Below are 26,225 nucleotides of genomic sequence, written 5' to 3'. Positions count from 1 at the left end.
TTATCTCCTTAAGAAGCAAGTAATTGTTCACGGAGTTGCATAACTTCCTGAGTGCGTTGCTCACCTCTCAAAACTGGTAAGTTTGGATACTCCGGAAAAACTTCTTTTAAGGGCTTATCAATAACTTTGGAGATTGCTTGAGCAATTCGGTGTGACTTGGATTTTCCGTTGACTACATTCGAAACAGCGGAACGTTTGACCTCTAAGGCCTCTGCAATCATAGATAAATTCAGGCCTTTTTTTGAAAGGGCGTGTTTTATTTCAATGGCTTTCATAGTACATTACCTCAATTGGTTTACCTTAAGTTTCGTTTTGGCGGACGTGGACTTAAGGTTTAGTTAACTGTTAACTCAAGTATAGTTATCATATTTGATAACTGTCAATAGGTTTATTATCAAATATGATTACCAATCTTAGAGTTGAGCGTGACCGATTGAACATGACACAGCCAGAAGTTGCTGAAAAATTAGGTGTAGGGATTGCTACATATGTTCGTTGGGAGAAAAACGGCAAGCCCATACCATCAGATAAATTGAACGAGCTTGCACAGATAGGCTTCGATATTCTATTTGTTGTTAATGGAACGAAAAGTGCTACAGATACGCAATGCTATTCTGAGGAAGATTTCTCAAAGGCAATCCAGTCTTTTTTGTTCAATACAGCAGAGCTAGGGCTACTAATAAAAGCAGACAATGCCAACGTAGATGATTTAGTAAAGATGGCTTTATATAGCCTCAAAAAAGAAGCTGGGAAAGCTAGAGATACAGAAGTTACTGAGAAAAAAACAATAGTGAAGTGATTTCACTTCACTATTGGAAATTTGATTAAATTTTGAGATTTATTACTAGATTCGACCAACTCATCGCATAACTCATAGAAGGTCTCAACGTCTTCATTCCATTGAACCAACGCTTCGTACTTCTTAGTGCTGTCTGCCATTCGCTCTATATTCTTTCTTCTAATCATTAAAGTGAAGGCCTTATTGCCTAAATGGTGTCGGGTTTCAGCCTCACTAGATGCATAGTCTTTTGGGCCACCTCTTAAAAAAGTTGCATCTCTGATGATCATAAATATAAATACTAGTAAGGTAATGAAATATAAAGTGCTAAACATTTTGATTCCTTTGACGAAGCTTATATTTCCATATGTATACAAGTAATGGGGCTGATATGAGTAACGTAATAACCACATTACCTGTATTGATTCCAATCGTATAAGTTTTTGAAAAATAATTTGTACCAGTGATCTCAAGTTCGAGATGCCGTATCAATTGCAATAGAAAAAGACCAGCATAAGCAAACATAATACTGATACTTGTGAACCCCACTGCAACGTTACGTCGCAAGTGGGCAAGATATATTGCAAAGATACACAAAGCATTTATCGCAGCCCATGTTCCGTACCAATAAACTAAATGATCACGAGATTCATCTACAAACTGGCTCAAATATGGCTCAATTCGTAAATTAATAAACTGAGACACAATCCATACACCTGCTCCTATGAAATAGGATTGTGAACCAGCTTTCAAAAAGTACATAGCTGTCGGCGCAATTATTGATAAAAGCCATATCCATGTATTTAATTCGTGCAATTTGTTTATATACTCAGGGAACATAAGACTACTCGTTAACCACTAAGGCTTAGTTAAAAAGAAATGAGATAATTGTTGATATGCTCTAGCAGGCTTTGAACCAGGATCGTTACCACTACCATTACCCCCCAATACCTTACGAAGTTCGTTTTCAGGTAATTGATGAGAAATAGTTATAGGATCATTTCCGCTGCCATTCAGTGGTGAAATTTGAGGTTCATTACCACCGCCACCACCTGCTGAGCCACCTACAACCTTGGACAATAGGTTAGATGCAAGATTATTCAATTTTTTGTAGTGCATGTTATTACTCCTTTTGAAATAGAGTGCAGAGGATAACATCATTAGCTGTGGTTTATTTTAAACTGAATTAAAAACCACCGGAGGGATCTATATTGATCTCTCCTTGCCAACACCATAAAGAAAACTCCATTTCATTAACGTGATACTAACACTTCACTTTAGCGTAAGTGAAGTGTTTAGTTAATTTATTTGGCTTAAATTCGTACAAAATATATAGCTTTATTGGTAAGCACCCCTATTGGGTTATTATTTTTTTCATAAAACTGCCCAATTGGGTTTAACAAACTGTTTTCAATTTGAACTGCTCTTTTTTAATCCAGTTTAAAATACTCAATCTCGCATTCGCGGCACTCTATGCTCAAAACGCAACGGAGCGTCAACAATGCTGACACCTCAACAAATTGAACATTACAGAACCCAGCCAGAAATAGCCGCTGCACTACGGCAATACAGCGAAGCTTTTTGCCGCAGTGTTTTAACAGTGCTCTATCTAGAGGGCGGCCTGAAAGATGACGGAGGATTAAACAATATTGCATCAGACCGTGGCGGCCTTACAAAGTTCGGGATTAGCCAAAATGCATACCCTCGTATCAATATTGAAGCGCTGGAAATTCACCAAGCCATACGGCTTTACTACCGCGACTACTGGGAGCCAATGCAGTGCGATGAACTAAATCCAGGTGCAGCACTCATCCTATTTGATGGCGCGGTACAACATGGCGTTGATGCTATGACACGGATAGCTCAAAAAGCAGCAGGAGCCAAAGTGGATGGCCTTAACGGACCTCGCACGTTAAAAGCATGCCTTGGTGTTCTACCCCCTGAATTTATCACTCTTTTACTCAGCAGCCGCAGTTATAGATATGCCCGAATCGCTGTTGATGACACAAGCCAAATTGCAAACCTACGTGGTTGGTATAACCGCATAAGCCATATTGCGCAATGCTGTTACCAAGAGGTTTCTCATGGGTAGCAATTGGGACTGGAGCCGACAACAAGGTCGCAGAAAGCGAATAGAAGCGGAGCTGGCAGCCCACAAGTTAGGGCTGCAATTTGATAAAGGCGCAATCCCTATTCACTCACTCGATGGCACCATGCAATCACAGTTTGAGAAAGGCTGGCGCTCTGTTAGCGAAACAGATGTCAGACTGAAGTTAGATAACAACCAAACATATATGAATGTTCGTCAGCATTTACATGAGTATTTTGGGGAGCGTGATTTATGAGTAAGTGGCTAGGTATAGGGTCCACAGTTCTGGCGCTGATAGATGACTTTATTACAACCGATGAGGAGCGTCAGCAACTCAAGAGCGAATTGCTCAAAGTGGAAAACGAGCGCCACAAGAATGAGCTGGATTTGAGAACCCGTATTCTCGATTTACAAAGCCAAGTTGTAAACGCCCAGCAACAGGTCATTGTTGCTGAGGCCAAGGGCGAAAGTAGGCTACAGCGTAACTGGCGACCAATCACCATGCTCACATTTCTAACACTCATTGTACTGGACTCATTCGGCGTGCTGGCATTTAGGCTAAGCGAACAAGCTTGGGAACTGCTGCAACTAGGCATAGGCGGCTACGTGATTGGCCGCACAGTAGAAAAAGCCGCGCCACAGATAAAACAATCAATTCAGAACTTAGGGAATAAAAATGGATGATGCAGATAAAGCACAGATTGATATTGAGCACGCAATTCAACACAAATTGGCGCAGCATCGGACGTTGTTTGATGGGCCTGATGTTGACTTGTCTGAATGTGTCGAGTGTGGTGCACACATATCTGAAGCACGTCGTAAAGCAATTCACAACTGCCGCACATGTATTGACTGTCAGCAGCGAATAGAAGCCAAGGCATAGGGTTCAGTTATGTTGGATTTTTTTGAAAAATGGCAAACAGTGATTATGGGCGCGCTCGGTACATTAGGTGTTTTGATCATGGCTTTTTTGTACATACGCTTTCCATCACGCCCAGAGTTCAACAAACATAAAACCCAAACAACAGAGCAAATTTCGCATTTAAAAGCTGCTGTAACAGAACAGCTAGCAGAGCATAAAGCCGAGCTACAGGAGCAGATAAGCGTAGTTAAGGGCGACATAAAAGAAGATGTTAAAGAGCTTGAAAATCAATTAGCCAAGGTTCCCACATCTGAAGATTTACACGCGTTAGAACTAAAGATTGAACGGCTCAATACAAACATAGAGTCGGTAAAGCCTGGACTGAGTAGTGTAACTAGGCTGACTGATTTGCTAATGGAAAACGAACTAAGAGAGAAACGTAATGATTGAGTATGTGACCACCTTTTTTGCAATTGTTGGCGCAGGTATCGCGCTGGGTTCTGGATTGAGCTACGGATTTAAGCTTGCTGAATTGTTAGAACAACTCAGCAAAGTCTTGGGCTGTTTAGCTGTTGAATTATTTTCAAAATTGAGAGGGTTATTTCATGCCGATTAATGAAGTACAAGCGGAGCACCAACGTATCAGCATACTCATTGCGCTTAAGGAGTCGTCAGACTACGGCGCAAACACCAGCATGTTACGTGATGTGCTTAAACGTTACGGGCTTGGTTGCAGCCTTGACCAACTTAAAACGCTATTGAACTGGCTAGAACAAAACGGCTACGTTAAAAACGAACGGCTCAGCGAAAATACATGGGTTGCCCGTATTACGAGCGCTGGCGTTGATGTGGCCGAGGGCACCAGCATTGTCCCAGGCATTAGACGCCCTGCACCTCGGAGCGTATAGCCATGAATGACGCTGTACGCAGAGGTAAACCATCAAAAATTGACGCGCTGCCAGAGAATATAAAAAAACGACTTGATGAATTGCTGCGTGATGGTGGCAATTCACAAGCCGACATTTTACTGGAAGTGAATAAGTTAATTCTTGATGCAGGATTGACTGAAGAGGCCACTATTTCACGCTCAGGCCTCAGCCGTCATGCTCAAAAAACTGAGGCAATAGGCCAGCGACTCAGGGAACTGCGCGCAACGACCAGCGCACTCACCGCCGAACTGGGTGACAAACCCACAGGCGATACAACCAAAATGATTTTGGAGATGGGCCGCAGTCAACTCTTTGCTGCAATGCAACGCCAAATGCTCAACCCCGATGAAGAAGATGAGATCGACATAGGCATGATTAAAGATGCCATGTTGGCCGCTCAGAGACTGGAATCAACAGCAATGCGCGCACATCAGCGTGAAACAGATATTCGCCGAGCTTATGCAGAAGAAGCTGCAAATGCTGTTGGTGATGAATTGCGCGGTGAAGACGGCATGAGTGAGGCGCTAGAAGACAAAATCCGTGGCATTTTACTGGGTAAAGCATAATGAGTGATAAACCCGCATTGGTGGTAACCAGTCGCCCCACCAAAATAGACCTAAAAGCGGAAATGCAGATTTATGGCGTTGATGTTCCTGACGCTGATGAGTTTGAAGTACCTGAAAAACAGGCTGTGTTTTTACCCTACCAGCAACGCTGGTTTGAAGATGAATCCGGTGTATGTATTGCTGAGAAGTCACGCAGAACAGGGTTAACCTGGGCAGAAGCTGGCCGAAATGTTATTACAGCCAGCAAGCCCAAAAAACGAGACGGTAGTAACGTTTTTTATGTAGGGTCAAAACAAGAGATGGCGCTTGAGTACATCGCTGCCTGTGCGCTGTTCGCCCGTGCGTTTAACCAGTTGGCCAAAGCCGATGTTTACGAGCAAACATTTTGGGACAGTGAAAAGAAAGAGGAAATACTGACCTACATGATCCGCTTTCCTAATAGCGGATTTAAAATTCAAGCGCTATCAAGTCGCCCCTCAAACTTGCGTGGATTGCAGGGTGATGTTGTTATTGATGAGGCTGCATTCCATGAGTCGTTGGACGCACTATTGCAGGCTGCTATGGCGCTGCGTATGTGGGGTAGTCGAGTTCGCATCATCTCAACACATAATGGTGTAGACAACCTATTTAATGAGTACATAAAAGATGCCCGCGAGGGTAAAAAGCCTTATTCTGTGCACAGAATCACCCTAGATGATGCGCTAAAAGATGGCTTATACAAACGCATTTGTTTTGTTAAAGGCTGGGAATGGTCGCCTGAAGCTGAGACAAAGTGGCGACAAGACCGCATTGATGAATCCCCCAATAAAGACTCTGCAAATGAGGAGTACTTTTGTATTCCCAAACAAAGCGGCGGTAACTATTTAAAGCGTGTTGTGATTGAAGAAGCCATGACCAAAGGCATTCCAATTCATAGATTAACGTGTGAAGACGATTGGATGACATGGACCAAGGAGCAGCGTTTTAAAGAAACTGAACGATTTTGTAAGGATGTTATTCAGCCTCTACTCGATCAACTTAACCCAGATGAACAACATGCATTTGGTGAAGATTTCGCGCGTGTAGGAGACTTAACCTCGTTAGTCCCAATGCGTATACGTGCTGACCTGCATAAGCGTGTCCCATTTGTGATTGAGATAAAAAACGCACCTTATGAGGTCCAAAAGCAAGTTGTGTTTTTTATTCTACGTGGACTGCCCAGACTGAGAGGTGCAGCATTTGACGCGACGGGTAACGGCGGCTATCTGGCCGAAGCGTCTGCACTAGAGTTCGGCATTGAATTAATCGAGTGCGTCCACCTCAATGACAACTGGTACGCTGAATGGATGCCAAAGCTAAAAGGTGAACTAGACGACGGTAATTTAGAGATCCCCAGACACCAAAATGTGCTGGATGACATGTGCCAAATTAAAGTCATCAATGGCATCCCCAAGATTGATAAGGGCAAAACCAAAGACCACAGCGGAAAGAAAAAAACCGACAAGCGCCATGGCGATTTTGCTGTTGGTTTGGCAATGGCTAACCGTGCTAGTTGGATGGATGGCACTGCGATTGAGTTTACAGCATTACCAAATGGTCGAGGTGAGAACGATGACGATGACGATTTTGAATATGACGCACTGGAGTTCAGCGGAGGATGCTACTAAATGGCTCAATCAAAAATATTAGATATTCACGGCCAGCCGTTTGAACTGACTATAGACGAGCAACAAACAGACGATAACGCCCGTGTACAGCAGTTACTAAAACGCTACAGTGACAACCCAACTCAAGGGCTAACACCAAGAAAACTAGCGCAATTGATGAAGCGTGTTGAGCAAGGTGATTTATCAGCCCTAGCTGACTTAGCGACCGATATGGAAGACAAAGACAGTCACCTTATAGCTGAGCTGGGTAAACGTCGCCGTGCTGTGCGCTCATTGCCATGGATTATCAAACCACCGCGTAATGCTACCGACCAAGAGAAAGCAGACGCTGCTTTAATTACTGAACTACTTGAGGACGCTACCTGGTTTAATGATCTGTTATTCGACATGACAGACGGTATTTTAAAATCATTCAGCATGAGCGAACTACGCTGGGAGTACGTTGAAAAAACACATATGATCTCTGGCGCAGAATTTCGAGAACAAGGTTTATTTCAGCTAGGCAAAGAGAACCGTAACGAACTAAGGCTGCGCAGCGACGACCCAAGCGGTACAGCGCTCAATCCGTTCGGGTGGGTAACACATATAAGCCGCAGCAAATCTGGCTATCTGCACAGAGCGGGCCTGACATCGAATTTAGCTTGGCCTTTCTTATTTAAGAATTATTCGATTAGAGACTTGGCTGAGTTCCTTGAAATTTATGGTTTGCCTAGCAAGATTGGTAAATACCCAGCCGGAGCGAGTGGCAAAGAAAAATCAACGCTTATGCGTGCTGTTTTGTCCATTGGACACAATGCAGGCGGTATCATCCCCAAAGGTATGGAGATTGATTTTAAAGAAGCAGCCAAAGGCCAAGCAGATCCTTTTCTAAACTTTGTTGCATGGTGTGAAAAGACGCAATCAAAAGCACTACTTGGCGGCACCCTGACAGGCCAAGCTGATGGCGCAACATCAACCAATGCCCTAGGCCGAGTGCACCAGGATGTGATGGACGACATTATAGAGTCGGACGCCATGGAGCTGGCCGCAACAATTACACGCGATATTGTTTACCCGCTATACGCGCTCAATGGTCGCTCTTATTCTGGCCCGCGTCGTATGCCCCGCTTTGAGTTTGATTTGAGTGAACCAGAAGACATCAAGCTGTATTCAGATAGCGTGCCTAATTTGGTTGATATGGGTATGCCAATTCCAGTGAGATGGCTGCGAGATAAATTACAAATACCCGCCGTTGAAAATGATGAGCCAGTGTTAGGGAGAGTGACGGCCACCACTCCAGTTGACACAGCCACACTTAAAACACAAACAGCAGCTTTAAAAACCGAGGAACCAGAGCAGGAAGACTTAGACGCGCTTGAAGCTAGGCTACAAAAAATCGCCAGTCCATTGATGGATACATTGCTGGAGCCCGTCAAACAAGCTGTGCTGAAAGCAAATAGCCTAGAAGAACTGCGCTCAAATATTATCGCGTTAGCTGGAGAGCTAAACACCAGTGAGCTAGGCGCACAAATGCAACTCGCCATTGCTGCTAGCACATTGCTTGGACGTGCGGAGGTAGATGATGGCCGTTGAATATGGCGACTTACCATTTAATGAGGCGATAACCTTCTTTAGAGATAAGCTTTCACTGCCCAGTGAGAGCTGGGATGAGATATGGCAGGAAGCCCACGACCATGCATTTATTATTGCTGGAGCCATCGAGGAGGATTTACTGGAGAGTCTGCGCGACGCAGTAGACAAAGCGATTGCGGACGGTATGAGCCTCAAAGCGTTTCAAAGCCAATTCATAGATATTGTTCAACGTGCCGGATGGGATTATGTGGGCAAACCAGGTTGGCGCAGTCACGTTATTTACGAGACCAATTTGCGCCAGTCATATAACGCAGGGCGCTATCAGCAATTGCAAGCTATAAAAGAAACACGCCCGTTTTGGATGTATAAACATGGCAACTCAGAATCCCCTAGGGTGATACATCTACAGTGGGATACACTTACATTACATGCTGATGACCCTTGGTGGCGAGCACATTACCCTAGTAATGGTTGGGGCTGCAAATGTAGGGTTCTTGCGATGAACGAACGGGATTTGCAACGCCTGGGGCTTTCCGTTGGTAAAGCCCCAGATAATGGTATGTACGATTGGGTTAACAAGAAAACTGGAGAAGTACATGAGGTGCCAGTAGGTATCGACCCTGGCTTTGACTACGCACCAGGTGCAATCAAACCCAGTGAGCGCTTAGCGCAGATTAGAGAGGAAAAGCGAAATGGCCGGAGTTAAGCTAAATCTAAAATTTGATGATCGGCAGCTATCAACACAGCTCAATCAGATGGTGTCTGAACTCTCAAACCCAAAGGCGTTACACCAAGACATTGGCGAGTATCTACACCTATCAACAATAGAGCGCTGGGATAAAGAGCAAGCGCCCGACGGCTCGAACTGGGAACCTCTGAAAGAGTCCACCAAGAAGAATAAGACCAAAAACACAAACTCGATTTTACGAGAGAATGATTTTCTGCGTGACACCCTTTCATACTTTGCTGATGATGGCGGCGTTGAGTTTGGTTCTAACCGCGTTCAAGCTGCGCTCATGCAATGGGGCGGCACCGATGATATGGCATCTGGTCCGGCAGCAGTGCCTAGTCGTCAATTCTTAGGGCTGACCAACGATGATGAGGGCGAAATTATACAGCTAACTGAAGATTTTATGATGGGCGCTGTGCGCCCCTGAGATGCGCTAAGACTGTTTTAGGCTACGATGGCATGACTGAAGTCATGTTATGAGCGTTAACCCCGTTTCGAAACGTTTCTAAAGTTGGTTTATAGATATAAGTAGTGCTAGTGTTATTCTAAATTCATCATTGAAAGGAAATAAATCATGACAACAAAAACTGAATTTTTAAAACAATACGAAGGATTAATTCAAAAAGAACTTTCCGAAACACTCGAATGCATAAATTTACAGCTCAGTAAAGATGGCGGTTACCTCGGCGAATTGAAATTTGAACAAAATGTCCCTTATGGCGTAGCACTGCATGTTATGGAAACAATCCGTAGTGGATTAGAAATGGATGGTTGGACGTATTCACACAACAACAAAGTTCTATCCAATATCTTCGAAGTTATGGTTTATTAGGGCTTGAAAATGAATGAGCAACTAGAATCAAAAATTGAAAACTTAATTTCAAAAGCATCGAGTAATATAGAAAGAACGCAAAGCAACTCTGGAATGGAGCCCATTTTTTTTGAAAGGGGTGAAGTTAGCATGAGTGATAGAGAGCAGATTAACTTGATGATTGAAGATGCATCATGCAATTTAGATGGTTGGTATTTTAATGCCAAGTGGTCACTGAATCGTTCAGGGCTAGAGTTACAGTATTTTAAGTTTTAAGCCAACAACCTCATGCTATAACGCCGCAATTGCGGCGTTATTCTTTCATGTGCCCACTTTGTCGATTGGAAAGGGAATTAATCATGAGCCGCAATCCGAACTCAATATTCAAGGTAGCATCTGCGATTTATTTGCTCACAGTACCAACCTATTTTGGTGTTTGTAATCAAACAGCCGAAATGGGACTAGCTATCGCTATAGGATTTTTAGGGCTGACTTTCGCGAATCTAGATAAATTCAAACATTTTAAAGCGCCAGGCGTTGAAGCTTTATTGAAAAGCGAACAAATACAAGCAGTGCTAGATAAAGAAACCGAAGTAATCAAAGATGACAAAGAGGTATCAGGCCAACAAGTAGATGTACATACTATACCAATAGATGTTCAAGCCATAGTCAAAGCGCTTAGGCATCACAAATATACTTGGCGTTATGCTTCTGGAATAGCAGAAGACACAAATATGAAAAGGACAACTGTTAGTCGCTATCTGAATTGGTTGTTAGAACATCACTATGTGAAAAAGTCATTTGGCGATAATGGGCCTATATGGGCTTTGACTAATAGTGGCCTTTATTTGTATGCCAAAATAAATCCTAAAGATGATGAGAAAGCCCAGCATTAAAGCATACCGATATTTTTTTAATCCAGTTTAAAATACTTCCCACCGCCTAAATCAGATACTGACACCATTGAATAAACACATGGTGTCAGCGATGAATAACCACAAAAGAGACCGCAAGCAATTTGGACGCACTCGCCCTATGGACGGTGCTTTTTTAGCGGTTTTATCAAATCAACATACGGGTCCGTTTGGTACTGCGGTTTGCAAAATCTCTGACATTGAGATTGACGAAAACGGCGTCAGTCCCCGCGTGCAAGTGGTGCCTGATGGATTTTTTAAATCCAGCGTAGATGGTCGGCCAAACGACACCGAGCACGGCGCATGGCTAATGGATGACATAGCATGGACCATGCTCCAACACTATCTGGATAGCCGCACTAATGACCTGCATTTTGATTACGAGCACCAGACTATTTTTACCGAGAAAAACGGCCAGCCTGCTCCGGCTTCTGGTTGGGTAAAGCCCTCATCTTTTGAATATGTACCAGGCAAAGGTGTGTTTGCACTCAATGTTAAGTGGACACCCAAAGCGTCAGCGGCCCTTCGTGAAGATGAATACCGCTATATCAGCCCAGTTTTTGACTATGGGTCAGATGGCAGACCCATTCGATTCAGACATTTTGCCCTCACAAACGACCCTGCTATAGATGGCATGGAAAACGTGGTGGCACTCAAAACTAAAACCCCCGGAGATAAAACCATGAATGAAGCAACGCAGCTGCTAAAGCTGTTAGGCGTAACCGTGGCTGATGGCCAAGAACCGACAGCCGAGCAGTACGCCACAGCAACCACAGCACTCAAAGCACTAAAAACCAAGGCTGACGAAACAGACATTAAAACCGCACAACTCAAAAGTGCGAACGAACAAGTGGCCGCACTTAAAGCCGCTGGCGGCAACGGCCAAGTAGACTTAACAAAGTGGGTGCCACGTGCGGACTATGACGCATTAGCGAGCGAAACAGCTACCCTGCGCACGGAAAACAGCACGCTATCTATTGAGCAACAGATTGAAAAAGCCCGTGAAGAGGGCCGCATCTCAAACGCTGAAACCAATTATTTTAAACAACTTGGCGAACAACAAGGCGCGGCGGTACTGAAAACCCAATTAGATGCGCGTACGCCGATTGCGGCATTGAAGAGCCAGCAAACGACGACCACCACGAAAACACCACCAAAAGGCCAAGATAGTGGCGAGCTAGACAGCGCTGATTTAGCCGTTCTTAAAGCGTCGGGTCTTGATCCAGAGGCATTCAAGAAACAAAAAGGAGCACAACAATGAGCGCAATAGCAACACGTGATGGTCGCTTTCGTGGCTATCCACTGGCGGGAGGTGAAAAGCTCACCGCAAACAAGCCTGCAATTTTGAGCAATGGATTATTGGTTTCAGTTGGTGCTGTTGGCGTATGCGCAGGCGTTATACGCGAAACAGTGGATAACAGCCAAGGTGTTGATAAAGCTATTCGTGGCTCGGTTGAAATTGGCGAGCACATGCTCCCGAACAGTGGCGACATTAACGAAACCCATGTGGGGCAAACCGCATTTTTTGTTGATGCAACCAGCAATCTTTCTATTGATTCAGCAACCAATACCCGCTCAACGGCTGGGACTATCACCGAAGTGGATAGCCGAGGCGTTTGGGTCAATCTAGGAGTTTAACATGGACATTACAGCAGACGTCGTTCGTTCAATTTATACAGGGGTGCAAACGGCATTCCAGCAAGGTCGAGCCACTTACACACCCACCTGGACACAAATTGCCACCGAAGTTTCATCAACAACAGCGACAGAAGATTATGCGTGGATGGGCGAGTTCTCTAGGTTGCGCGAATGGATTGGTGACCGTGAAGTGAACAAGATGGCCATGCATGGATACTCGCTTAAAAATAGAAAGTTCGAAGCGACTGAAGGCATTTTAAAAGACTACATCGAAGACAATACATTGGGTGGTGTATTCAAGAAGTTTGAAGATATGGGCTATGCAGCTGCGTCACACCCTGATGAGTTAGTTTATGACTGCTTAGCTAAAGGAACACAAAACTTGTGCTACGACGGCCAACCCTATTTTGATCCTGAGCACCCGATGGGCGAAGGTCAAAACATGAAACTTGTCTCTAATATTCAAGATGGCACTGGAGTTCCTTGGTATTTACTGGATGCAAGACGCCCTCTCAAGCCGCTTATTTTCCAGAAACGACGAGACTACAAACTCACAGCTAAGACTGACGACGGCACATCTGATCGCGTGTTTATGGCTGACGAGTATTTGTATGGTGTCGATGCTCGTGTAAATGCAGGCTATGGATTCTGGCAACAGGCATTTATGTCTAAAGCCGAACTTACCGCAGATAACTTTAATGTCGCGTTTAAACGCATGATGCAACTCAAAAGTGATAAAGGCCGCCCTCTGGGGATAAAGCCAAGTTTACTTGTTGTTGGTGCTGAGCACTTAGCCGCTGCAAACCAACTTATTAAAGCCATGCAAAAAGAAGGTGGTGCAAGCAACACCAACTATAACCAAGTGGAAGTACTGGCCTCTGAGTGGTTGGACTAAGCCGAAATTAATGGGGCTTAGCCCCACATTCAAAAAGGTAGGAGCATGTTATGGAAACTCGTTTGCCGTCTGTCACGGTACATAATCCGCGTCAGCAACACTATCACCGAGCTGGTTTTAGATTTGTGTCGGGTAAAACCGAATTATCAGCAGAGCAACTTACTAAAGATGCATTGGCGATATTACACGCAGATCCCCACATTCGCGTCACGGAAAATCCGACAGATGAGCTTTCCAGCAAAGGGGGCTGTCTGGACTCAGAGAGTCTGGATAACGCTTTAGCGCTCGATTTAAGAGATGCACCAGAAGAGTTAGCACACATTATTGCGGTGATGTATGCAAGTAAACCGGATGCTAAACCAAACTGCGCAGATCTCACTTGTCACGTTCAAGGTGTGGGTGAAGTTACGCCAAGCGCAGCCGAGCGCGACGCTGCATGGAAATGGTATCAAGAAAATGTAGTTAAGGTGGGCTGATTATGTACTGCACACGCGATGATTTGATAGCAAAGTTCGGTGAGCGTGAACTTGTCACGCTCACCGCCGAACGCGGTGAAGATGCGATCAACGAAACCCGTTTAACAGACGCAATTAGCAGCGTAAACGAGGTGATTGATGCACATATTGCGATGCGCTATCCGCTGCCACTGCCAACTGTGCCTGGCGTTCTAAAACGCATCGCTATCAACATTGTGCGTGCAGACATTGACCAGCGCCCTGCTGAACGTGTGACTGAAGATAAAAAATCAGCCATGCAACTGCTGACCAAAATCAGTAAAGGCGAATTGAGCTTAGGACTTGAAGCCAGCGAACCAGAGCCCCAAGCGCTGGACTTAGCTGAAATGCAAAGCTTTGAGTCGGTATTTAGCAGAGACAAAACAGGCGGCTGGATATGAGTCTATCAAGCTATTTGCTCACAGTCCGCGATGTACTCGCTGTTCAGTTTCCTGATCTGAAAGAATGTGAGTTACATCCTGGCGCTGTCAATAATGATGAGCTTGCACGCATTGGTGCGTCAACACCTGCGATGTTAGTTACGCTGGGATATGTTGAACCCAAAATCGACAAGCACAACGGCTATGACCTACCCATCATTCCGATGGTGTACATCGTGACCTCAGGCAGGCCAGACCATCAACTCGAAGATGCATTGAGTTATATAGATGGCATTACAAATCTTATCCATGACTCAGGCTTTGGTTATGAGTGCGCACATTCTGCCTCAGATGTTGCCGCTAAAAATTTGTTTACCAGTGCAACTGGCCGCCATGCAACCAGCTTGTGGGTGATTCGATGGCGTCAATTGATACGTGTCGATACGTCAGAGCCAGAGCCGCAACACCCACAACCGAATGAACTGAACATAGGCATTGCGCCCCATATCGGCGCAGACCATGAAACTGACTATACAAAGGTGAATCTATCATGAGTTTTGACGTTGCAGAGCTTAAACGCAGGTTTGACAATTTATTGATGGTTGGTGCCATCCATGAAGTTGACCTCGAAAATAAAAAGCTAAAAGTTGCGGTTGGTGAACTCATTACAGGTTGGTTGCCATGGCCCGCAGATGTAGCGGCTAACTACATCCGTTGGAGACCTCTCAAGCCAGGTATTCAATGTCTGATAGCCAGTCCTTCTGGTGAGCTAACTCAGGCAATCATCATACAAATTTTATACACAACAGAACTGGATTCTCCAGAGACTGCTGATGACATGGATGTTGTCATTTTTAATGACGGCACAGAGGTGCGTTATGACAGCACAACCAGTGTTCTGAGTATTCAATGTGCTGGAGACATTAACGTCAGTACACACGGAGATGCAACAGCGACTGTTGCAGGTGCACTCACGGCAACGGTAACTGGAGATGCCGCCATTGATGCCGCCAACATTGCACTTAATGGTGGTCAACCCTGTGTTACGACAGGACATACATGTGTTTTTTCGGGGAGTAATCACCCCGTTGGTTCATCAACCGTAAAAGCAGGAGTTTAAACATGCCTCTAACTGCAAGCGCACTTGAAAGCGCCATGATTAGCGAGCTAGAAGCCGAAGGGTTTGTGACTGATAACCAACACGCAATGATTGGCCCTATGGTTAAAGCACTCTCAAAAGCGGTGGTAAACACGATCACAGCCGATGCAGAAGTCCAAGTACCATCCGGCTCATCTGCTGGTAAGTATAAGGTGAAGTAGCCATGATGAATGCAAGCACAGGTCAACGCATCTCAGTCATTGACCATTTGAAACAGTCTATTCGCGACATACTAACAACACCGATTGGTGCGCGCGTGATGCGTCCAGATTACGGCAGTGTGATACCCAGCCTAATAGATGCCCCCGTGAATAATACGACATTAGTTGAGATATACGCAGGTGTTGCAGCAGCACTCAGACGCTTTGAGCCACGATATAAAGTTAGCCGTGTACAAGTTGCAAACCACACGCCAGGGCAACTCATTATTGATTTACAGGGGACATATGTAATCAACGGCGAGCCACTTAAGTTAGAGGGTATTCAACTATGAGTATGACTAACTTTACAGGCATTGATTTATCCAAGTTGCCGCCGCCAAACATCATCGAGCCACTGAGCTATGAGCAAATCAAAAATGACATGCTCACAGACTATAAAGCGCGTTATCCCGATGCTGAGATCACATTGGCCAGTGAACCAGCAGTAAAGCTTATTGAAGCGTTTGCATACCGTGAGCTGAAAATGCGACAACGCGTAAACGAAGCGGCAGAAGCCGTATTACTTGCCAAGGCGGCGGATACAGAGTTGGATTATTTAGGCGCACGATTTGGCGTAGAGCGTCAGATAGTTGAAGCTGGAGACCCGCAAGCACTACCACCTATTCCGGCAACATATGAGGATAACGAACGCTACAGAGAGCGTATTCAGCTAGCTCTTGAAGGGTTCAGCACAGCAGGGCCTATTGGCGCATATGTGTTTCATGCCATGCGGGTATCCTCTTTTGTTAAAGATGTGGCTGTTGACGCGCCCATATTTGCATCAGCTCAATTGAGTAATGAGCAATTGGCTTTATTACCTGCTGGCACAACCATTTTACAGTGCACCTATGATGCGGGGTTAGCAAATCCGCAACCAGGAGATGTGGCTATCTCGGTGCTTTCGACGCAATCCAATGGCACACCGACAACGGAATTAAACCAATCTGTTTTGGCTCATTTAAATGCGGATGACGTGCGCCCCCTCACAGATCATGTTCGACTACGCCCGACTGAAATCATCGAATATCAGATTGAGGCAGTGCTTCACTTTTATCCTGGTCCTGACGCAGAAAGTGTAAGACAAGCGGCAGAAACCGCAGTACAAGCATGGGTGATTGATAATCATAAGCTGGGCCGCGACATTTCGCTCTCCGCGCTCTATTCAGTCTTGCACCGCCCTGGCGTGCAGCGTGTTGAACTCCTTGCTCCGGCCAATGATTTGGTGGTGAACGGACATCAAGCTGCGTTTTGCACCTCTGTCAATATTTCAACAGGTGGTCGCAATGTCTGAGCAGCTATTACCCAGTAACGCCACACAGCAAGAAAAAGCATTAGAGCAAGTCAGCGCACGTATTGATGATGTGCCTGTACAAGTTTGTGATTTATGGTCGCCAGAGCGTTGCCCTGCACATTTGTTACCTTGGCTTGCCCATGCGCTCAGCGTGGATGAATGGGACAGCACATGGCATGAATCAATACAGCGCACAGTCATCGCAGAATCTGTTCCGACACACAGAATCAAGGGTACGGCTGGTGCTGTAAAACGCGCTCTTACAGCACTGAATGCACATATTGAGCTTGAGGAATGGTGGCAAAATGGAGGCGTACCTCACACTGCAAAATTGATCGCATTAGTGCGCAACAACCTTAACCAAACAGGCGATTCATTGCTAACGCCAGAGCTACAAGCTCAGCTATGGCGAATTGTTGCAGCTATAAAACCCGCGCGTAGTCACATTGACTTCAATGTCGGTGTGCAGATGGACCAGCATATATCTATTGCATCAGCAACTACAAGCTGCAATGTACAACGCATGGATTTTACGGGCGGGCCTGATAACACATTGTACGCCAGTAGCCATGTTGTTCAATCAGCAACGAGCAACATTGCTAATAGTCGAGCCGAATTAACAGGCGCACCTGATAATGCATTGCATACAAGCAGCCACGTTATTCAATCAGCACACAGCAATGTGGCCAATAGCCGAGCCAAGTTAACTGGCTCACCCGATCACACATTACATACAAGCAGCCAAGTTATTCAGTCAGCGCTGAGCAGCACGGTGAATAGTCGGCGTGAATTTATAAGCAGCCCTGACAACGCACTACACACTGGCTCACATACCTTGCAATCCGCAGCGAGCAACATAGTCAACGCTCGTACGCCGTTTACTTGTGCACCTGATAACACACTGCACACCTGCACACATGTGATTACGTCCAGTATCAACACCAAATGTATTCAAACAAATAGGATGGTATGCCAATGAGCGACTACACCCCGATAATCACACAGGCGGGCATAAACGCCGCTGCAAATGCTAAGGATTCTGGCATTCATATCAATATTTCGCATATTGCAGTCGGCACCGTGGGTTACACCCCAACACGTGACCAAACAGCATTACGTAACGAACGTGACCGCTCGCAAGTCGTGAGCGTGGCAGATGCAGGACCTGGACAAATTCATATTACAGCAGAGTTTAAAAGCACGAGTGAATATCCTGTACGCGAGGTAGGCTTTTTTCTAGAAGACGGTACGCTATTCGCTGCGTGGTCACACCCTGACAACACGCTGTTTTATCAAACACCGCTGAGCACCGTAATTCAAGGTTTTGACTTGTTACTGAGCGCTGTGCCTGTGTCCGCAATTGATGTAACGACAACTGGTGACATCAACATGTTTTACGGCGCTGAGTTCGTTGCAATGTGCGACGCACAAACACGTATTGCAACAGCACAAATTAAATCAAATCACCGAGAAATCTTTCTCAACGACAAACTAATGAACATAGGAGTTTAACAATGCCAACACTTGAACAATCTGTTGCTCAATTACAGCAAACTAATGCTCAGTTGGTGAGTGCAAGTTCAGAGCTGACTGGTGAAGTCACAAATAAAATGTCAGCAATCAATAGTACTGTATCTACAAAACTCAATGAGGTTGATGTCACAGTGCAGCAGCAGTTAAGTGCAGCACAAAGCAAATATGACGCATGGTTAGCGACAAAACATGTGGGATTTAGCATGGTTGATACGCTAAAAGATCAGACCACAACGCCAATCACGCTTCCAGCCCGATTTGGTACATTAGCCGAAGCTGCTGCATTCCAGTTTTCAACAGCCAGTGATTATGCACCGCATGCTGTCGATGCCGACGGTAACGTTACACATAGTTATTACACGGAGCTATATGCAACTCTGCCAGGCAAAGCTGTCTATTATTCTGAGCCTGCCCCAAGCCAGTTTACAGGCCGTATTTCAGTGTATATGAACGTCGCAGTTGGCGACAATGCGCACCCTTCGAATAAACCGACTGGACGTATTGCTGTTTTAATCAATAGCCTTGGCGCGGAGTCGCAGTGGACGACTGTGCCGCATGATTTTACAACCCCGCGAACTCTAGTGAATCAAATCTCAAATATGGAAATAAAAGGTCATTCTTGGTCAATCACAAATTATGATGATTTAGTTGCCATTGCTGAGAATGTAGAAAGCCCGCTATCAGCAGGTTTTTCAACTGTTCGAATCATCAATCTAGGGCCAGAGCCAATACATATCAAAGGACTGTGGATAGTGCACCATGGTCATAACAAAGGTGAATAACGATGAAATTAATTAATAAAAAAACACGCATGATCGAGTTCGACGGGCCGCACGCACAGTTTCGCGGTATTAGCGCATATACACATGCTAATAACGCATCTGATTTTGAAATCATTATGACACCGAGCGAGCAACGCGACATAGTCAGAACAGATATCGAAAACCACGCTGGCGATTACCAAACGATTTTAGGGACTACTGCGGACACAACACAAATACTGCTATACGAAATCGTAAAGCTATGCTCAGCGCTGAACTCTGCACAGTCACTTGATGATGTTCGAAAATCTGCGCAATCAATCAATGACAAACTTGGAAGTATTGTTGCCGATGTTGACGCAGGCACAGTTAAATTCGCGTACATACACAAAGGTCAAGACACTGTTATCAATGAGATAAAGCAGCGTTCAACAGCAGTGACTGATGTGCTGATACAACAGGAGAAATGACATGAGTACAGACTATTTACATGGCGTGCAGGTCCTTGAACTCAACGATGGCCCACGCCCAATCCAAACAGCAAGCACAAGTGTCATTGGCATTGTGGGCACAGCACCTGATGCTGATGCAAATGCGTTTCCGCTTAATACCCCCGTGCTAATTGCAGGGAATATGACTGAAGCCGCGAAACTAGACCCACAAGACTCTGGGCGTGGCACATTACCACAGGCACTTGATGCAATTTTTGACCATTGCGGCGCAGTTATTGTAGTTGTACGCGTTGAGGATGATTTAAACCCTGCTACAACGTTATCAAATGTCATCGGCGGTGTTGATGGCGCAACAGGCAATTACACAGGCATCCAAGCTCTTAAAGCAGCTAAAAATGTGTTAGGTGTTAAACCTCGAATTTTATGTGCCCCTGGCTTTGACCATCAGGAGCCTGTCATAACGTCGCTAGTCAGCCTAGCCGATACGTTACGTGCAATGGTCTATGCGTCCGGTCCCAACACGGTGGATGCGGACGCAATCACGCTGCGTAATAAATTTGGTTCTAAACGACTATACATTTGCGACCCGTGGGTAAATGTTTGGGATACTGTCAGTGATGGATATATCACACAACCACCAAGCGCACGACTTGCTGGTCTTCGAGCAAAATTAGATAACGAGCAGGGCTTTTGGCATTCAATCAGTAACAAGCTCATCAATGGTGTTGCTGGTACATCAAGACATATTGACTTCGAACTTGGCAACAAAGCAAGCCGCGCCAATCTGTTAAATGAGCAACACGTTGGCACAATCATCAATGAAGCAGGCCATCGGGTATGGGGACCACGTAATTGCTCGTCAGATACAAAGTGGATGTATGAATGCGTTGCACGCTCAGCTGACATCATCAATGATTCAATTCTCGCTGCACACTTATGGGCAGTCGATGAAGGAATTAATGGCCCGACTTACTTCAATGAAGTTGTTGCATCAGTTAACGCTTATCTTCGCCACTTAAAAAGCATAGGTGCAATTGTAAATGGCGAATGCTGGGCAGACCCTGAACTCAACACCCCCGCGAACATCGCCCAAGGCAAAACTTATTTCGATTTTGATTTTACGCCAGTGTATCCCGCTGAATCAGTGACATTCAGGTCACTGTTAACAGATAGGTATTTAGAGGAGATTTTCTAATGTTGAATTTACCCGAAACGCTAAAGGGCTTTAACGTCTTTGTTGATGGCAGCACATATGGTGGGAAATGCACATCAATACAGCTCCCGAAACTGTCACGCATTACAGAAGATTATCAAGGTGCAGGGTTAACTGGCCCCATCGAATTAGATCAGGGGCAAGACAAGATTGAGTTGTCTGAAATGGTGATTGCGGAACCGAGCCCTAGTCTATTAAAGCTCTACGGCACACAAGACATTAACGGCGTAAGGATTCGCCTCAAAGGTGCATTCAAGGCGGAGAATATCCCACTTGAAAAGCCACTTGAAATCATAATGCAAGGGCGCTGGACAGAAATCGACTTTGGTACGTGGGAGCCAAAAAAAGGTGGGGAGCTAAAACTAAAAGCAACGCTGACATATTACAAGCTTAAATACGCAGGCGAGACTATTTATGAATTTGACTTCATTAACGGTGTTGAAATTGTCAATGGTGTTGACCGATTGCTACAACGGCGGCTTTTGCTAGAGAGGACAATTTAATGACCAAACAAACATATTGGACGTTATCGCCCATTACTCATAATGCTCGGAGTATTCAAGAACACGAACCCATCGAGCTAACTCCAAAACAAGCCGCTAATTGGCTGGCCGCTGGCAAGCTGAGCGAAACAAAACCAACTAAGCGCAACGCGAAAACTCAAGGCAAAGAGGTAAATCATGACTGAGACTATCAAACTACATTATCCAGTTGAGTACCAGGGCGAAACCATTAATGAACTGCAAATGCGACGCCCTAAGTTTAAAGATCAGTTACGCATACAATCGATGAAACTCGATGAGGTGCAATCAGAACAGCGAATGTTTGCAGATTTATGCGGCCAAGCGCCGGATATGCTCGAAGAATTGGACCTGTCTGACTATCAACAAATTCAAGAAACGTTCAAAGGTTTTTTGCGCTCGACGCCAGCACCATCAAGCAACTAGTTCTGGCACTTTCACACTTTACGGGAGGCGGGATTGGCGAGTGGTTGGAGATGTCGGCAGAAGAGGCGCTATCATGGCACGCAGAATTAAAAGCACTGCTTGACAAAAAGTAGCTATCATTGCAATTGCAAATAAAACCAACATCAACACAAAAGTAAGAAACGCCGCAAAAATTGGGGCTCCAATCAGAGCCTCTAACCACCCCTCAGTCACCAGAAAATAAGCGATAGAACCCAATAAACACGGTACATACAACAATTTATAGTTCAAGGTAGTAGAGATGGCCATAGGTAAATCGTTAGCAGTTTCAGTTGTCATTGGCGCAGCGCTCGCAGGTTCATTTAAGACTGTAATTGGTCAAAGTATGAACCAATTTAACAGATTGGGCGAGACAGTAAAACAGGTAGAGTCTACTTCTGCGTCTGTGACTGGGTTTCAAGCTGTTAGTCAGCAGCTAAAAAAAACTCGTAATGATATTGAACATGCGCGAACCCAGTTGCAACAATATCAGTCAGCGCTAAAAACATCTCAATCAACAACTCTAAGCTATTCTGAGGCTGCGGACAAAGCAACTAAAGCCGTTATATCGTCGAAACGAAGCTATGAAAGTGCGCATGCAAAGCTGAAAGAGCTAAAGCAAGAGTACGCGGCAGCGAGCACAAAAAGTGCGAGTATGAAAACCGCAATTAACGCTGCAACGCAAGAAGTTAAAAAAGCAAAAGCAACCTATAGCGCGTCAGAAACAGCCCTCAAAAAAGCAAACAACGCGCTATCACAAAGTCAGGCCGAGCACCAAAAACTCAAACAAAAAGTCGGTGCTGCACACAAAGAGCTAAATAAACTAGATACACGACTTGGCGATACTCAACGCGCCCTATCCAAGCATCGACAAGCACTGACCAGTGCAGGACTTTCAACAAGCCAGTTAACGCAAAAGCAAATTAGACTTGGCGAGACAGTTAAATCGCTGAAACGGCAATACGCAGAGTTAAACACCGCAATGCAGCGGCACGAGTCAGTGATGCAGCGCCGTGACCATTATCGAAACCAAATGCTCGATGCTGCCGCGCTTGGCACCGCAATGCTGGCCCCTGTCGCTGCTGCTGTGAAGTTCGAAAGCGTGATGGCCGATGTTGGCAAGGTTGTTAACTTTGACAGTCCTGCGGGATTTGCGCAAATGGGCCAAGACATATTGCATTTAAGTACGGTCATTCCTATGGCTGCTGATGGTATTGGCGACATTGTGGCAAGTGCGGGCCAAGCAGGTATTGCTCGACATGAACTACTCACATTTGCTCAAGATGCTGCAAAGATGGGCGTTGCATTTGATTTATCTGGTAAAGAGGCTGGCTCTGCGATGACAGGGCTGCGCTCTCAGCTCAAACTAGGACAATCAGACGTTGTTAAGATAGGTGACGCATTCAACCACTTATCAAACAACATGGATGCGCAAGCCCGCGACATGCTCAATATTACAAACCGAACAGCAGGCATGGGGCAAATGTTTGGTCTAACAGGCCAACAAATTGGGGCATTAAGTGCGACATTTTTAGAGTTAAAAACACCACCCGAAGTTGCTGCGACAGGTATCAATGCCATGCTGTTAAAATTGCGTACAGCAGACAAGCAAGGCAAAAAATTTGGCAATGCGCTCAGTGAAATTGGACTCAATGCGACTGACCTAAAAAGTGCCATTGAAGATGATGCGCAAGGTGCACTGATTAGCTTTTTAGAATCGGTTAAAACCTCAGATGATGTGGTGGGCACGCTCTCAGATTTATTTGGGGCTGAATACTCAGACGATATGGCCAAGCTCATAAGCGGCCTAGGTAACTACAAAAAGGCGCTGCGTTTAGTGTCTGATGAAAGTCAGTATTTAGGCTCTATGCAAGACGAATTTGCGACACGAAGTGATACAACAGCAAACAGCCTGACACTGTTAAAAAATCGCGTGACTCGCTTAGGTGTGACGATTGGCTCTGTGTTATTGCCACCAATAAACTTTGCAGCTGATATATTCGGCAAGGCGGTAGATAGCGTTGCCGCTGTCGCAAATACATTTCCAGTTGCAACTAAGGTAATAGTCGGCTTGGCAGTTGGCCTCGCCACATTAAAAGTTGCATCGGTTGCTACAGGTTATGCATGGTCATTCATGATTGGCGGCTGCATACAAGCAGGCATTGCTGTTAAAACCCTCTCTTCAATGGTCACTTTAGGCCGTTTAAATTTAACCAAGTTTAATTCCACCGCTGTTACAACAGCAGCAACAACGAATGCACTTGGGGCAAGTCCAGGCATCGCTGCATTTGGTAGTAAAATTACTGCGCTTAGAGCTGGGTTAACAACATTCAGTGCAGTGACGATACCCACCGTTATTACAAGTATAAATGCCATGGGTATTGCATTGATGACGACGCCAATTGGGTGGGCAATCTCGGCTATCGCGCTAGGCGCTCTAATGATTTACAAGTACTGGCAACCTATTAAAGCCTTCATGGTCGGTGTAAAAGATGGGTTTATTGCAGCAATTGAGCCTATCAAAGTGAGCCTTGCACCTCTTGGCCAAATGTTTGGCTGGGTTGGTGACAAAATTGGTTCGGTAGTTGGTTGGGTCTCCCAGTTATTCACTCCAGTAAATATTGCCAGTGAAGAACTAAAAAGTTTTACTAGCGCTGGCCAAGCGATTGGTGCTGTGTTTGGCAGTTTGGTTAATTTCGTCACAGCACCATTTCAAGCTGCTAGTTGGTTTATTGAAAAATCAATTGAGAGTATTGGCTGGTTAGGTGATACCATTTCTGAAATTGGGGGCATGATAGGCTTTGGAGATGAAGAAAGGCCAGTTACAGAGTTAATTAAACCAGTTACCGTTGCTAGCGCTCTAGCAGTAACACCTGCTATGGCAGCTGTGCAACAGCCAAATCAACCAAGTGCGCTAGTACAGCCCATTCAACAGCAATACAAAGCGACGAAAACACCGATTGTGCCAGATGTTGATGGCACGGGGCGATATGAACTTAATACACTACCTAAAACCACTGCGCCCTCATTGACACAACCTGTTGTACAGCAGCTGCACGATGTTCAACCAACAACACCACAACCGTTAACTCAGCCAATTACACAGCATTATCAACCTGTGACAGCACCGAAAGCTCCAGATACTGTTGGTATGGCTCGCTATGAACTTAATGCGCTACCTGAAGCCACCGCGCCCACATTGACACAATCTGTTATACAGCAGTTGCACGCTGTTCAATCAACAACACCACAACCGTTAACTCAGCCAATTACACAGCATTATCAACCTGTGACAGCACCAAAAGTGCCAGATACGGTTGGTACGGCTCACTATGAACTTAATGCACTACCTGAAGCCAGCGCGCCCACATTGACACAACCTGTTATACAGCAGTTGCACACTGTTCAATCAACAACACCACAGCCGTTAACTCAGCCAATTACACAGCATTATCAACATGTGACAGCATCAAAAGTTCCAGACGTTGTTGGTGCGGCTCGCTATGAACTAGATACGCTGCCCACAACTAAAGCACTACCTCAAACTTTTACTAAAGAGCAATTTCAATTTAATGAACTCATTTCTCAATACTCGAATAGTGAAACGACACCCACCCAAGAACACAACGAGTACCACACATGGCATGTCACTATCAATCAACAACCAAATGAAAACAGCAAAGAACTGATAGACCGCATCATGCGAGAAATTGATAAACGCAAAGCACAAAGAGAACGAGGTAAATTGTATGATTCGTGATGTTATGTTGGCACTAGGTAGATACCGTTTTTCTGTGCCTACTGCTGCTTATTCTGAACTAAAAAGAATCACAGAGTATCGGTGGACAACGCAAGAGCGCATCAGTCGAAGGCCAGCTATGCAATACCTTGGACTAGGAAATGAGGAAATAACAGTAACAGGAACTATCTACCCCCATTTTAATGGCGGCTTGAGACAAGTTGACCAAATGCGGGCTGAAGCAGCTCAAGGACTCCCGTTATTACTCGTTGATGGTTTTGGTTTTGTTTGGGGGGAGTTTGTTGTTGAACGCATAGAAGAAACGCACACCGATATTAGACGCGCTGGCGTACCTGAAAAAATTGAATTTAACTTAACGCTCAAATACTACGGGGGAGATGATGAAATATAGAAGTAAACAAGGTGAGCGCCTAGACCAAATTTGTTACACGCACTATGGACATTTAAATGGCACTGTTGAAGCCGTATATAAAGCTAACCTTGACCTAGTGCTTTTACCCTGCATTTTGCCCCTAGGCACCCTAATTGTGTTACCTGAAATCGTTCAGCAATACACTCAAACTAACTCTATTAAGCTTTGGGATTAA

General features: G+C 45.1%; 41 protein-coding genes. 37 read left to right on the top strand and 4 right to left on the bottom strand.

From position 1 onward, the window contains the following. Positions 1-8: 8 nt before the first annotated feature. Positions 9-275: a helix-turn-helix domain-containing protein gene (locus tag N473_RS25570; RefSeq protein WP_063370401.1), complete on the bottom strand. Its 267-nt coding sequence runs from the start codon at positions 273-275 to the stop codon at positions 9-11. Between the two features lie 125 nt (positions 276-400). Between N473_RS25570 and N473_RS25565 the strand changes: the two genes are divergently transcribed. Next, a complete protein-coding gene (locus N473_RS25565) occupies positions 401-799 on the top strand; it encodes a helix-turn-helix domain-containing protein (RefSeq protein WP_063370400.1) in 399 nt (132 codons plus the stop codon). Between the two features lie 2 nt (positions 800-801). On the opposite strand, the gene N473_RS25560 is transcribed toward N473_RS25565, so the two are convergent. The 3 genes from N473_RS25560 to N473_RS25550 are packed head-to-tail and all read right to left on the bottom strand — an operon-like array spanning position 802 to position 1,897. Then, positions 802-1,113: a hypothetical protein gene (locus N473_RS25560; RefSeq protein ID WP_063370399.1), complete on the bottom strand. Its 312-nt coding sequence runs from the start codon at positions 1,111-1,113 to the stop codon at positions 802-804. Then, positions 1,106-1,618, bottom strand: a complete 513-nt coding sequence (locus N473_RS25555) for a hypothetical protein (RefSeq protein ID WP_063370398.1) — start codon at positions 1,616-1,618, stop codon at positions 1,106-1,108. Before N473_RS25555 ends, N473_RS25560 begins: the two co-directional genes overlap by 8 nt. Before the next feature lie 18 nt (positions 1,619-1,636). Next, positions 1,637-1,897, bottom strand: a complete 261-nt coding sequence (locus N473_RS25550) for a hypothetical protein (RefSeq protein ID WP_063370397.1) — start codon at positions 1,895-1,897, stop codon at positions 1,637-1,639. 382 nt (positions 1,898-2,279) lie between these two features. On the opposite strand from N473_RS25550, the gene N473_RS25545 reads away from it, so the two are divergent. The 36 genes from N473_RS25545 to N473_RS25370 all read left to right on the top strand — a co-directional run bounded on the left by N473_RS25545 (position 2,280) and on the right by N473_RS25370 (position 26,225). Beyond that, the gene (locus N473_RS25545; RefSeq protein WP_081221451.1) at positions 2,280-2,870 is read left to right on the top strand and encodes a glycoside hydrolase family 108 protein; all 591 of its coding nucleotides are present in this window, start codon (positions 2,280-2,282) and stop codon (positions 2,868-2,870) included. Next, on the top strand, positions 2,863-3,123 hold the full coding sequence (locus N473_RS25540; RefSeq protein WP_063370396.1) for a hypothetical protein: 261 nt from the start codon (positions 2,863-2,865) through the stop codon (positions 3,121-3,123). Before N473_RS25545 ends, N473_RS25540 begins: the two co-directional genes overlap by 8 nt. Further along, positions 3,120-3,551, top strand: coding sequence for a 3TM-type holin (locus N473_RS25535; RefSeq protein ID WP_063370395.1), 432 nt, complete (start codon positions 3,120-3,122; stop codon positions 3,549-3,551). The genes N473_RS25540 and N473_RS25535 overlap by 4 nt, the downstream gene beginning before the upstream one ends. Then, positions 3,544-3,750, top strand: coding sequence for a TraR/DksA C4-type zinc finger protein (locus N473_RS25530; RefSeq protein WP_063370394.1), 207 nt, complete (start codon positions 3,544-3,546; stop codon positions 3,748-3,750). The genes N473_RS25535 and N473_RS25530 overlap by 8 nt, the downstream gene beginning before the upstream one ends. Before the next feature lie 9 nt (positions 3,751-3,759). Beyond that, positions 3,760-4,179 (top strand): DUF2730 family protein, encoded by a 420-nt coding sequence (locus N473_RS25525; RefSeq protein ID WP_063370393.1) that lies wholly within the window; start codon positions 3,760-3,762, stop codon positions 4,177-4,179. Further along, positions 4,172-4,345 (top strand): hypothetical protein, encoded by a 174-nt coding sequence (locus N473_RS26420; RefSeq protein ID WP_155735741.1) that lies wholly within the window; start codon positions 4,172-4,174, stop codon positions 4,343-4,345. The genes N473_RS25525 and N473_RS26420 overlap by 8 nt, the downstream gene beginning before the upstream one ends. Then, complete coding sequence (locus N473_RS25520) at positions 4,335-4,637, top strand: hypothetical protein (RefSeq protein WP_063370392.1); 303 nt, start codon at positions 4,335-4,337, stop codon at positions 4,635-4,637. The genes N473_RS26420 and N473_RS25520 overlap by 11 nt, the downstream gene beginning before the upstream one ends. A gap of 2 nt (positions 4,638-4,639) precedes the next feature. Further along, a complete protein-coding gene (locus tag N473_RS25515; RefSeq protein WP_063370391.1) occupies positions 4,640-5,224 on the top strand; it encodes a DUF3486 family protein in 585 nt (194 codons plus the stop codon). After that, the gene (locus N473_RS25510; protein WP_063370390.1) at positions 5,224-6,870 is read left to right on the top strand and encodes a terminase large subunit domain-containing protein; all 1,647 of its coding nucleotides are present in this window, start codon (positions 5,224-5,226) and stop codon (positions 6,868-6,870) included. Before N473_RS25515 ends, N473_RS25510 begins: the two co-directional genes overlap by 1 nt. Further along, entirely contained in the window at positions 6,871-8,442 is a 1,572-nt protein-coding gene (locus N473_RS25505; RefSeq protein WP_063370389.1) for a DUF935 domain-containing protein, read from the top strand. Next, complete coding sequence (locus N473_RS25500) at positions 8,429-9,148, top strand: phage minor head protein (protein ID WP_081221449.1); 720 nt, start codon at positions 8,429-8,431, stop codon at positions 9,146-9,148. The genes N473_RS25505 and N473_RS25500 overlap by 14 nt, the downstream gene beginning before the upstream one ends. Further along, on the top strand, positions 9,135-9,599 hold the full coding sequence (locus N473_RS25495) for a phage virion morphogenesis protein (protein ID WP_063370387.1): 465 nt from the start codon (positions 9,135-9,137) through the stop codon (positions 9,597-9,599). Before N473_RS25500 ends, N473_RS25495 begins: the two co-directional genes overlap by 14 nt. A gap of 147 nt (positions 9,600-9,746) precedes the next feature. After that, a complete protein-coding gene (locus N473_RS25490; RefSeq protein ID WP_063370386.1) occupies positions 9,747-10,004 on the top strand; it encodes a hypothetical protein in 258 nt (85 codons plus the stop codon). 9 nt (positions 10,005-10,013) lie between these two features. After that, the gene (locus N473_RS25485) at positions 10,014-10,259 is read left to right on the top strand and encodes a hypothetical protein (RefSeq protein WP_063370385.1); all 246 of its coding nucleotides are present in this window, start codon (positions 10,014-10,016) and stop codon (positions 10,257-10,259) included. An 83-nt stretch (positions 10,260-10,342) separates the two neighbouring features. After that, on the top strand, positions 10,343-10,879 hold the full coding sequence (locus N473_RS25480; protein ID WP_081221448.1) for a helix-turn-helix domain-containing protein: 537 nt from the start codon (positions 10,343-10,345) through the stop codon (positions 10,877-10,879). Positions 10,880-10,970: 91 nt separating this feature from the next. Then, positions 10,971-12,158, top strand: coding sequence for a phage protease (locus N473_RS25475; protein WP_196766484.1), 1,188 nt, complete (start codon positions 10,971-10,973; stop codon positions 12,156-12,158). After that, the gene (locus tag N473_RS25470) at positions 12,155-12,535 is read left to right on the top strand and encodes a hypothetical protein (protein ID WP_063370383.1); all 381 of its coding nucleotides are present in this window, start codon (positions 12,155-12,157) and stop codon (positions 12,533-12,535) included. The genes N473_RS25475 and N473_RS25470 overlap by 4 nt, the downstream gene beginning before the upstream one ends. A gap of 1 nt (position 12,536) precedes the next feature. Then, positions 12,537-13,430, top strand: a complete 894-nt coding sequence (locus N473_RS25465) for a Mu-like prophage major head subunit gpT family protein (protein WP_063370382.1) — start codon at positions 12,537-12,539, stop codon at positions 13,428-13,430. A 50-nt stretch (positions 13,431-13,480) separates the two neighbouring features. After that, positions 13,481-13,906 carry an HI1506-related protein gene (locus N473_RS25460; RefSeq protein WP_063370381.1) on the top strand — a complete coding sequence of 142 codons (426 nt, stop codon included), beginning with the start codon at positions 13,481-13,483 and terminating at the stop codon, positions 13,904-13,906. A gap of 2 nt (positions 13,907-13,908) precedes the next feature. Next, positions 13,909-14,325: a gp436 family protein gene (locus tag N473_RS25455; protein WP_063370380.1), complete on the top strand. Its 417-nt coding sequence runs from the start codon at positions 13,909-13,911 to the stop codon at positions 14,323-14,325. Continuing rightward, the gene (locus N473_RS25450) at positions 14,322-14,858 is read left to right on the top strand and encodes a hypothetical protein (protein WP_063370379.1); all 537 of its coding nucleotides are present in this window, start codon (positions 14,322-14,324) and stop codon (positions 14,856-14,858) included. Before N473_RS25455 ends, N473_RS25450 begins: the two co-directional genes overlap by 4 nt. Further along, positions 14,855-15,424, top strand: coding sequence for a phage baseplate assembly protein V (locus N473_RS25445; protein WP_063370378.1), 570 nt, complete (start codon positions 14,855-14,857; stop codon positions 15,422-15,424). The genes N473_RS25450 and N473_RS25445 overlap by 4 nt, the downstream gene beginning before the upstream one ends. A 2-nt stretch (positions 15,425-15,426) precedes the next feature. Beyond that, complete coding sequence (locus tag N473_RS25440; RefSeq protein WP_063370377.1) at positions 15,427-15,624, top strand: hypothetical protein; 198 nt, start codon at positions 15,427-15,429, stop codon at positions 15,622-15,624. 2 nt (positions 15,625-15,626) lie between these two features. After that, positions 15,627-15,956: a GPW/gp25 family protein gene (locus N473_RS25435; RefSeq protein WP_196766483.1), complete on the top strand. Its 330-nt coding sequence runs from the start codon at positions 15,627-15,629 to the stop codon at positions 15,954-15,956. After that, a complete protein-coding gene (locus N473_RS25430; RefSeq protein ID WP_063370376.1) occupies positions 15,953-16,954 on the top strand; it encodes a baseplate assembly protein in 1,002 nt (333 codons plus the stop codon). Before N473_RS25435 ends, N473_RS25430 begins: the two co-directional genes overlap by 4 nt. Next, positions 16,947-17,933: a phage tail protein I gene (locus N473_RS25425; protein ID WP_063370375.1), complete on the top strand. Its 987-nt coding sequence runs from the start codon at positions 16,947-16,949 to the stop codon at positions 17,931-17,933. The genes N473_RS25430 and N473_RS25425 overlap by 8 nt, the downstream gene beginning before the upstream one ends. Then, positions 17,930-18,466, top strand: a complete 537-nt coding sequence (locus N473_RS25420) for a phage tail protein (RefSeq protein WP_063370374.1) — start codon at positions 17,930-17,932, stop codon at positions 18,464-18,466. Before N473_RS25425 ends, N473_RS25420 begins: the two co-directional genes overlap by 4 nt. 2 nt (positions 18,467-18,468) lie before the next feature. Continuing rightward, complete coding sequence (locus N473_RS25415; RefSeq protein WP_063370373.1) at positions 18,469-19,269, top strand: hypothetical protein; 801 nt, start codon at positions 18,469-18,471, stop codon at positions 19,267-19,269. Between the two features lie 2 nt (positions 19,270-19,271). After that, positions 19,272-19,718: a hypothetical protein gene (locus N473_RS25410; RefSeq protein WP_063370372.1), complete on the top strand. Its 447-nt coding sequence runs from the start codon at positions 19,272-19,274 to the stop codon at positions 19,716-19,718. Position 19,719: 1 nt separating this feature from the next. Beyond that, positions 19,720-20,895, top strand: a complete 1,176-nt coding sequence (locus N473_RS25405) for a phage tail sheath subtilisin-like domain-containing protein (protein WP_063370371.1) — start codon at positions 19,720-19,722, stop codon at positions 20,893-20,895. Next, a complete protein-coding gene (locus N473_RS25400; RefSeq protein ID WP_081221444.1) occupies positions 20,895-21,416 on the top strand; it encodes a phage major tail tube protein in 522 nt (173 codons plus the stop codon). The genes N473_RS25405 and N473_RS25400 overlap by 1 nt, the downstream gene beginning before the upstream one ends. Next, positions 21,416-21,601 (top strand): hypothetical protein, encoded by a 186-nt coding sequence (locus tag N473_RS25395; protein ID WP_063370370.1) that lies wholly within the window; start codon positions 21,416-21,418, stop codon positions 21,599-21,601. Before N473_RS25400 ends, N473_RS25395 begins: the two co-directional genes overlap by 1 nt. After that, positions 21,594-21,860 carry a phage tail assembly protein gene (locus N473_RS25390; RefSeq protein WP_063370369.1) on the top strand — a complete coding sequence of 89 codons (267 nt, stop codon included), beginning with the start codon at positions 21,594-21,596 and terminating at the stop codon, positions 21,858-21,860. The genes N473_RS25395 and N473_RS25390 overlap by 8 nt, the downstream gene beginning before the upstream one ends. A 280-nt stretch (positions 21,861-22,140) precedes the next feature. Beyond that, positions 22,141-25,638, top strand: coding sequence for a phage tail tape measure protein (locus tag N473_RS25380; protein ID WP_063370367.1), 3,498 nt, complete (start codon positions 22,141-22,143; stop codon positions 25,636-25,638). Next, positions 25,628-26,029 carry a phage tail protein gene (locus tag N473_RS25375; RefSeq protein WP_063370366.1) on the top strand — a complete coding sequence of 134 codons (402 nt, stop codon included), beginning with the start codon at positions 25,628-25,630 and terminating at the stop codon, positions 26,027-26,029. Before N473_RS25380 ends, N473_RS25375 begins: the two co-directional genes overlap by 11 nt. Continuing rightward, the gene (locus tag N473_RS25370) at positions 26,019-26,225 is read left to right on the top strand and encodes a tail protein X (protein WP_081221443.1); all 207 of its coding nucleotides are present in this window, start codon (positions 26,019-26,021) and stop codon (positions 26,223-26,225) included. The genes N473_RS25375 and N473_RS25370 overlap by 11 nt, the downstream gene beginning before the upstream one ends.

Source organism: Pseudoalteromonas luteoviolacea CPMOR-1 (assembly GCF_001625685.1).
In the GTDB taxonomy this organism is placed as follows: Bacteria; Pseudomonadota; Gammaproteobacteria; order Enterobacterales; family Alteromonadaceae; genus Pseudoalteromonas; species Pseudoalteromonas luteoviolacea_K.
Note: the sequence above shows the minus strand (reverse complement) of the source record. Positions and strands in the feature narration are given on the sequence as shown.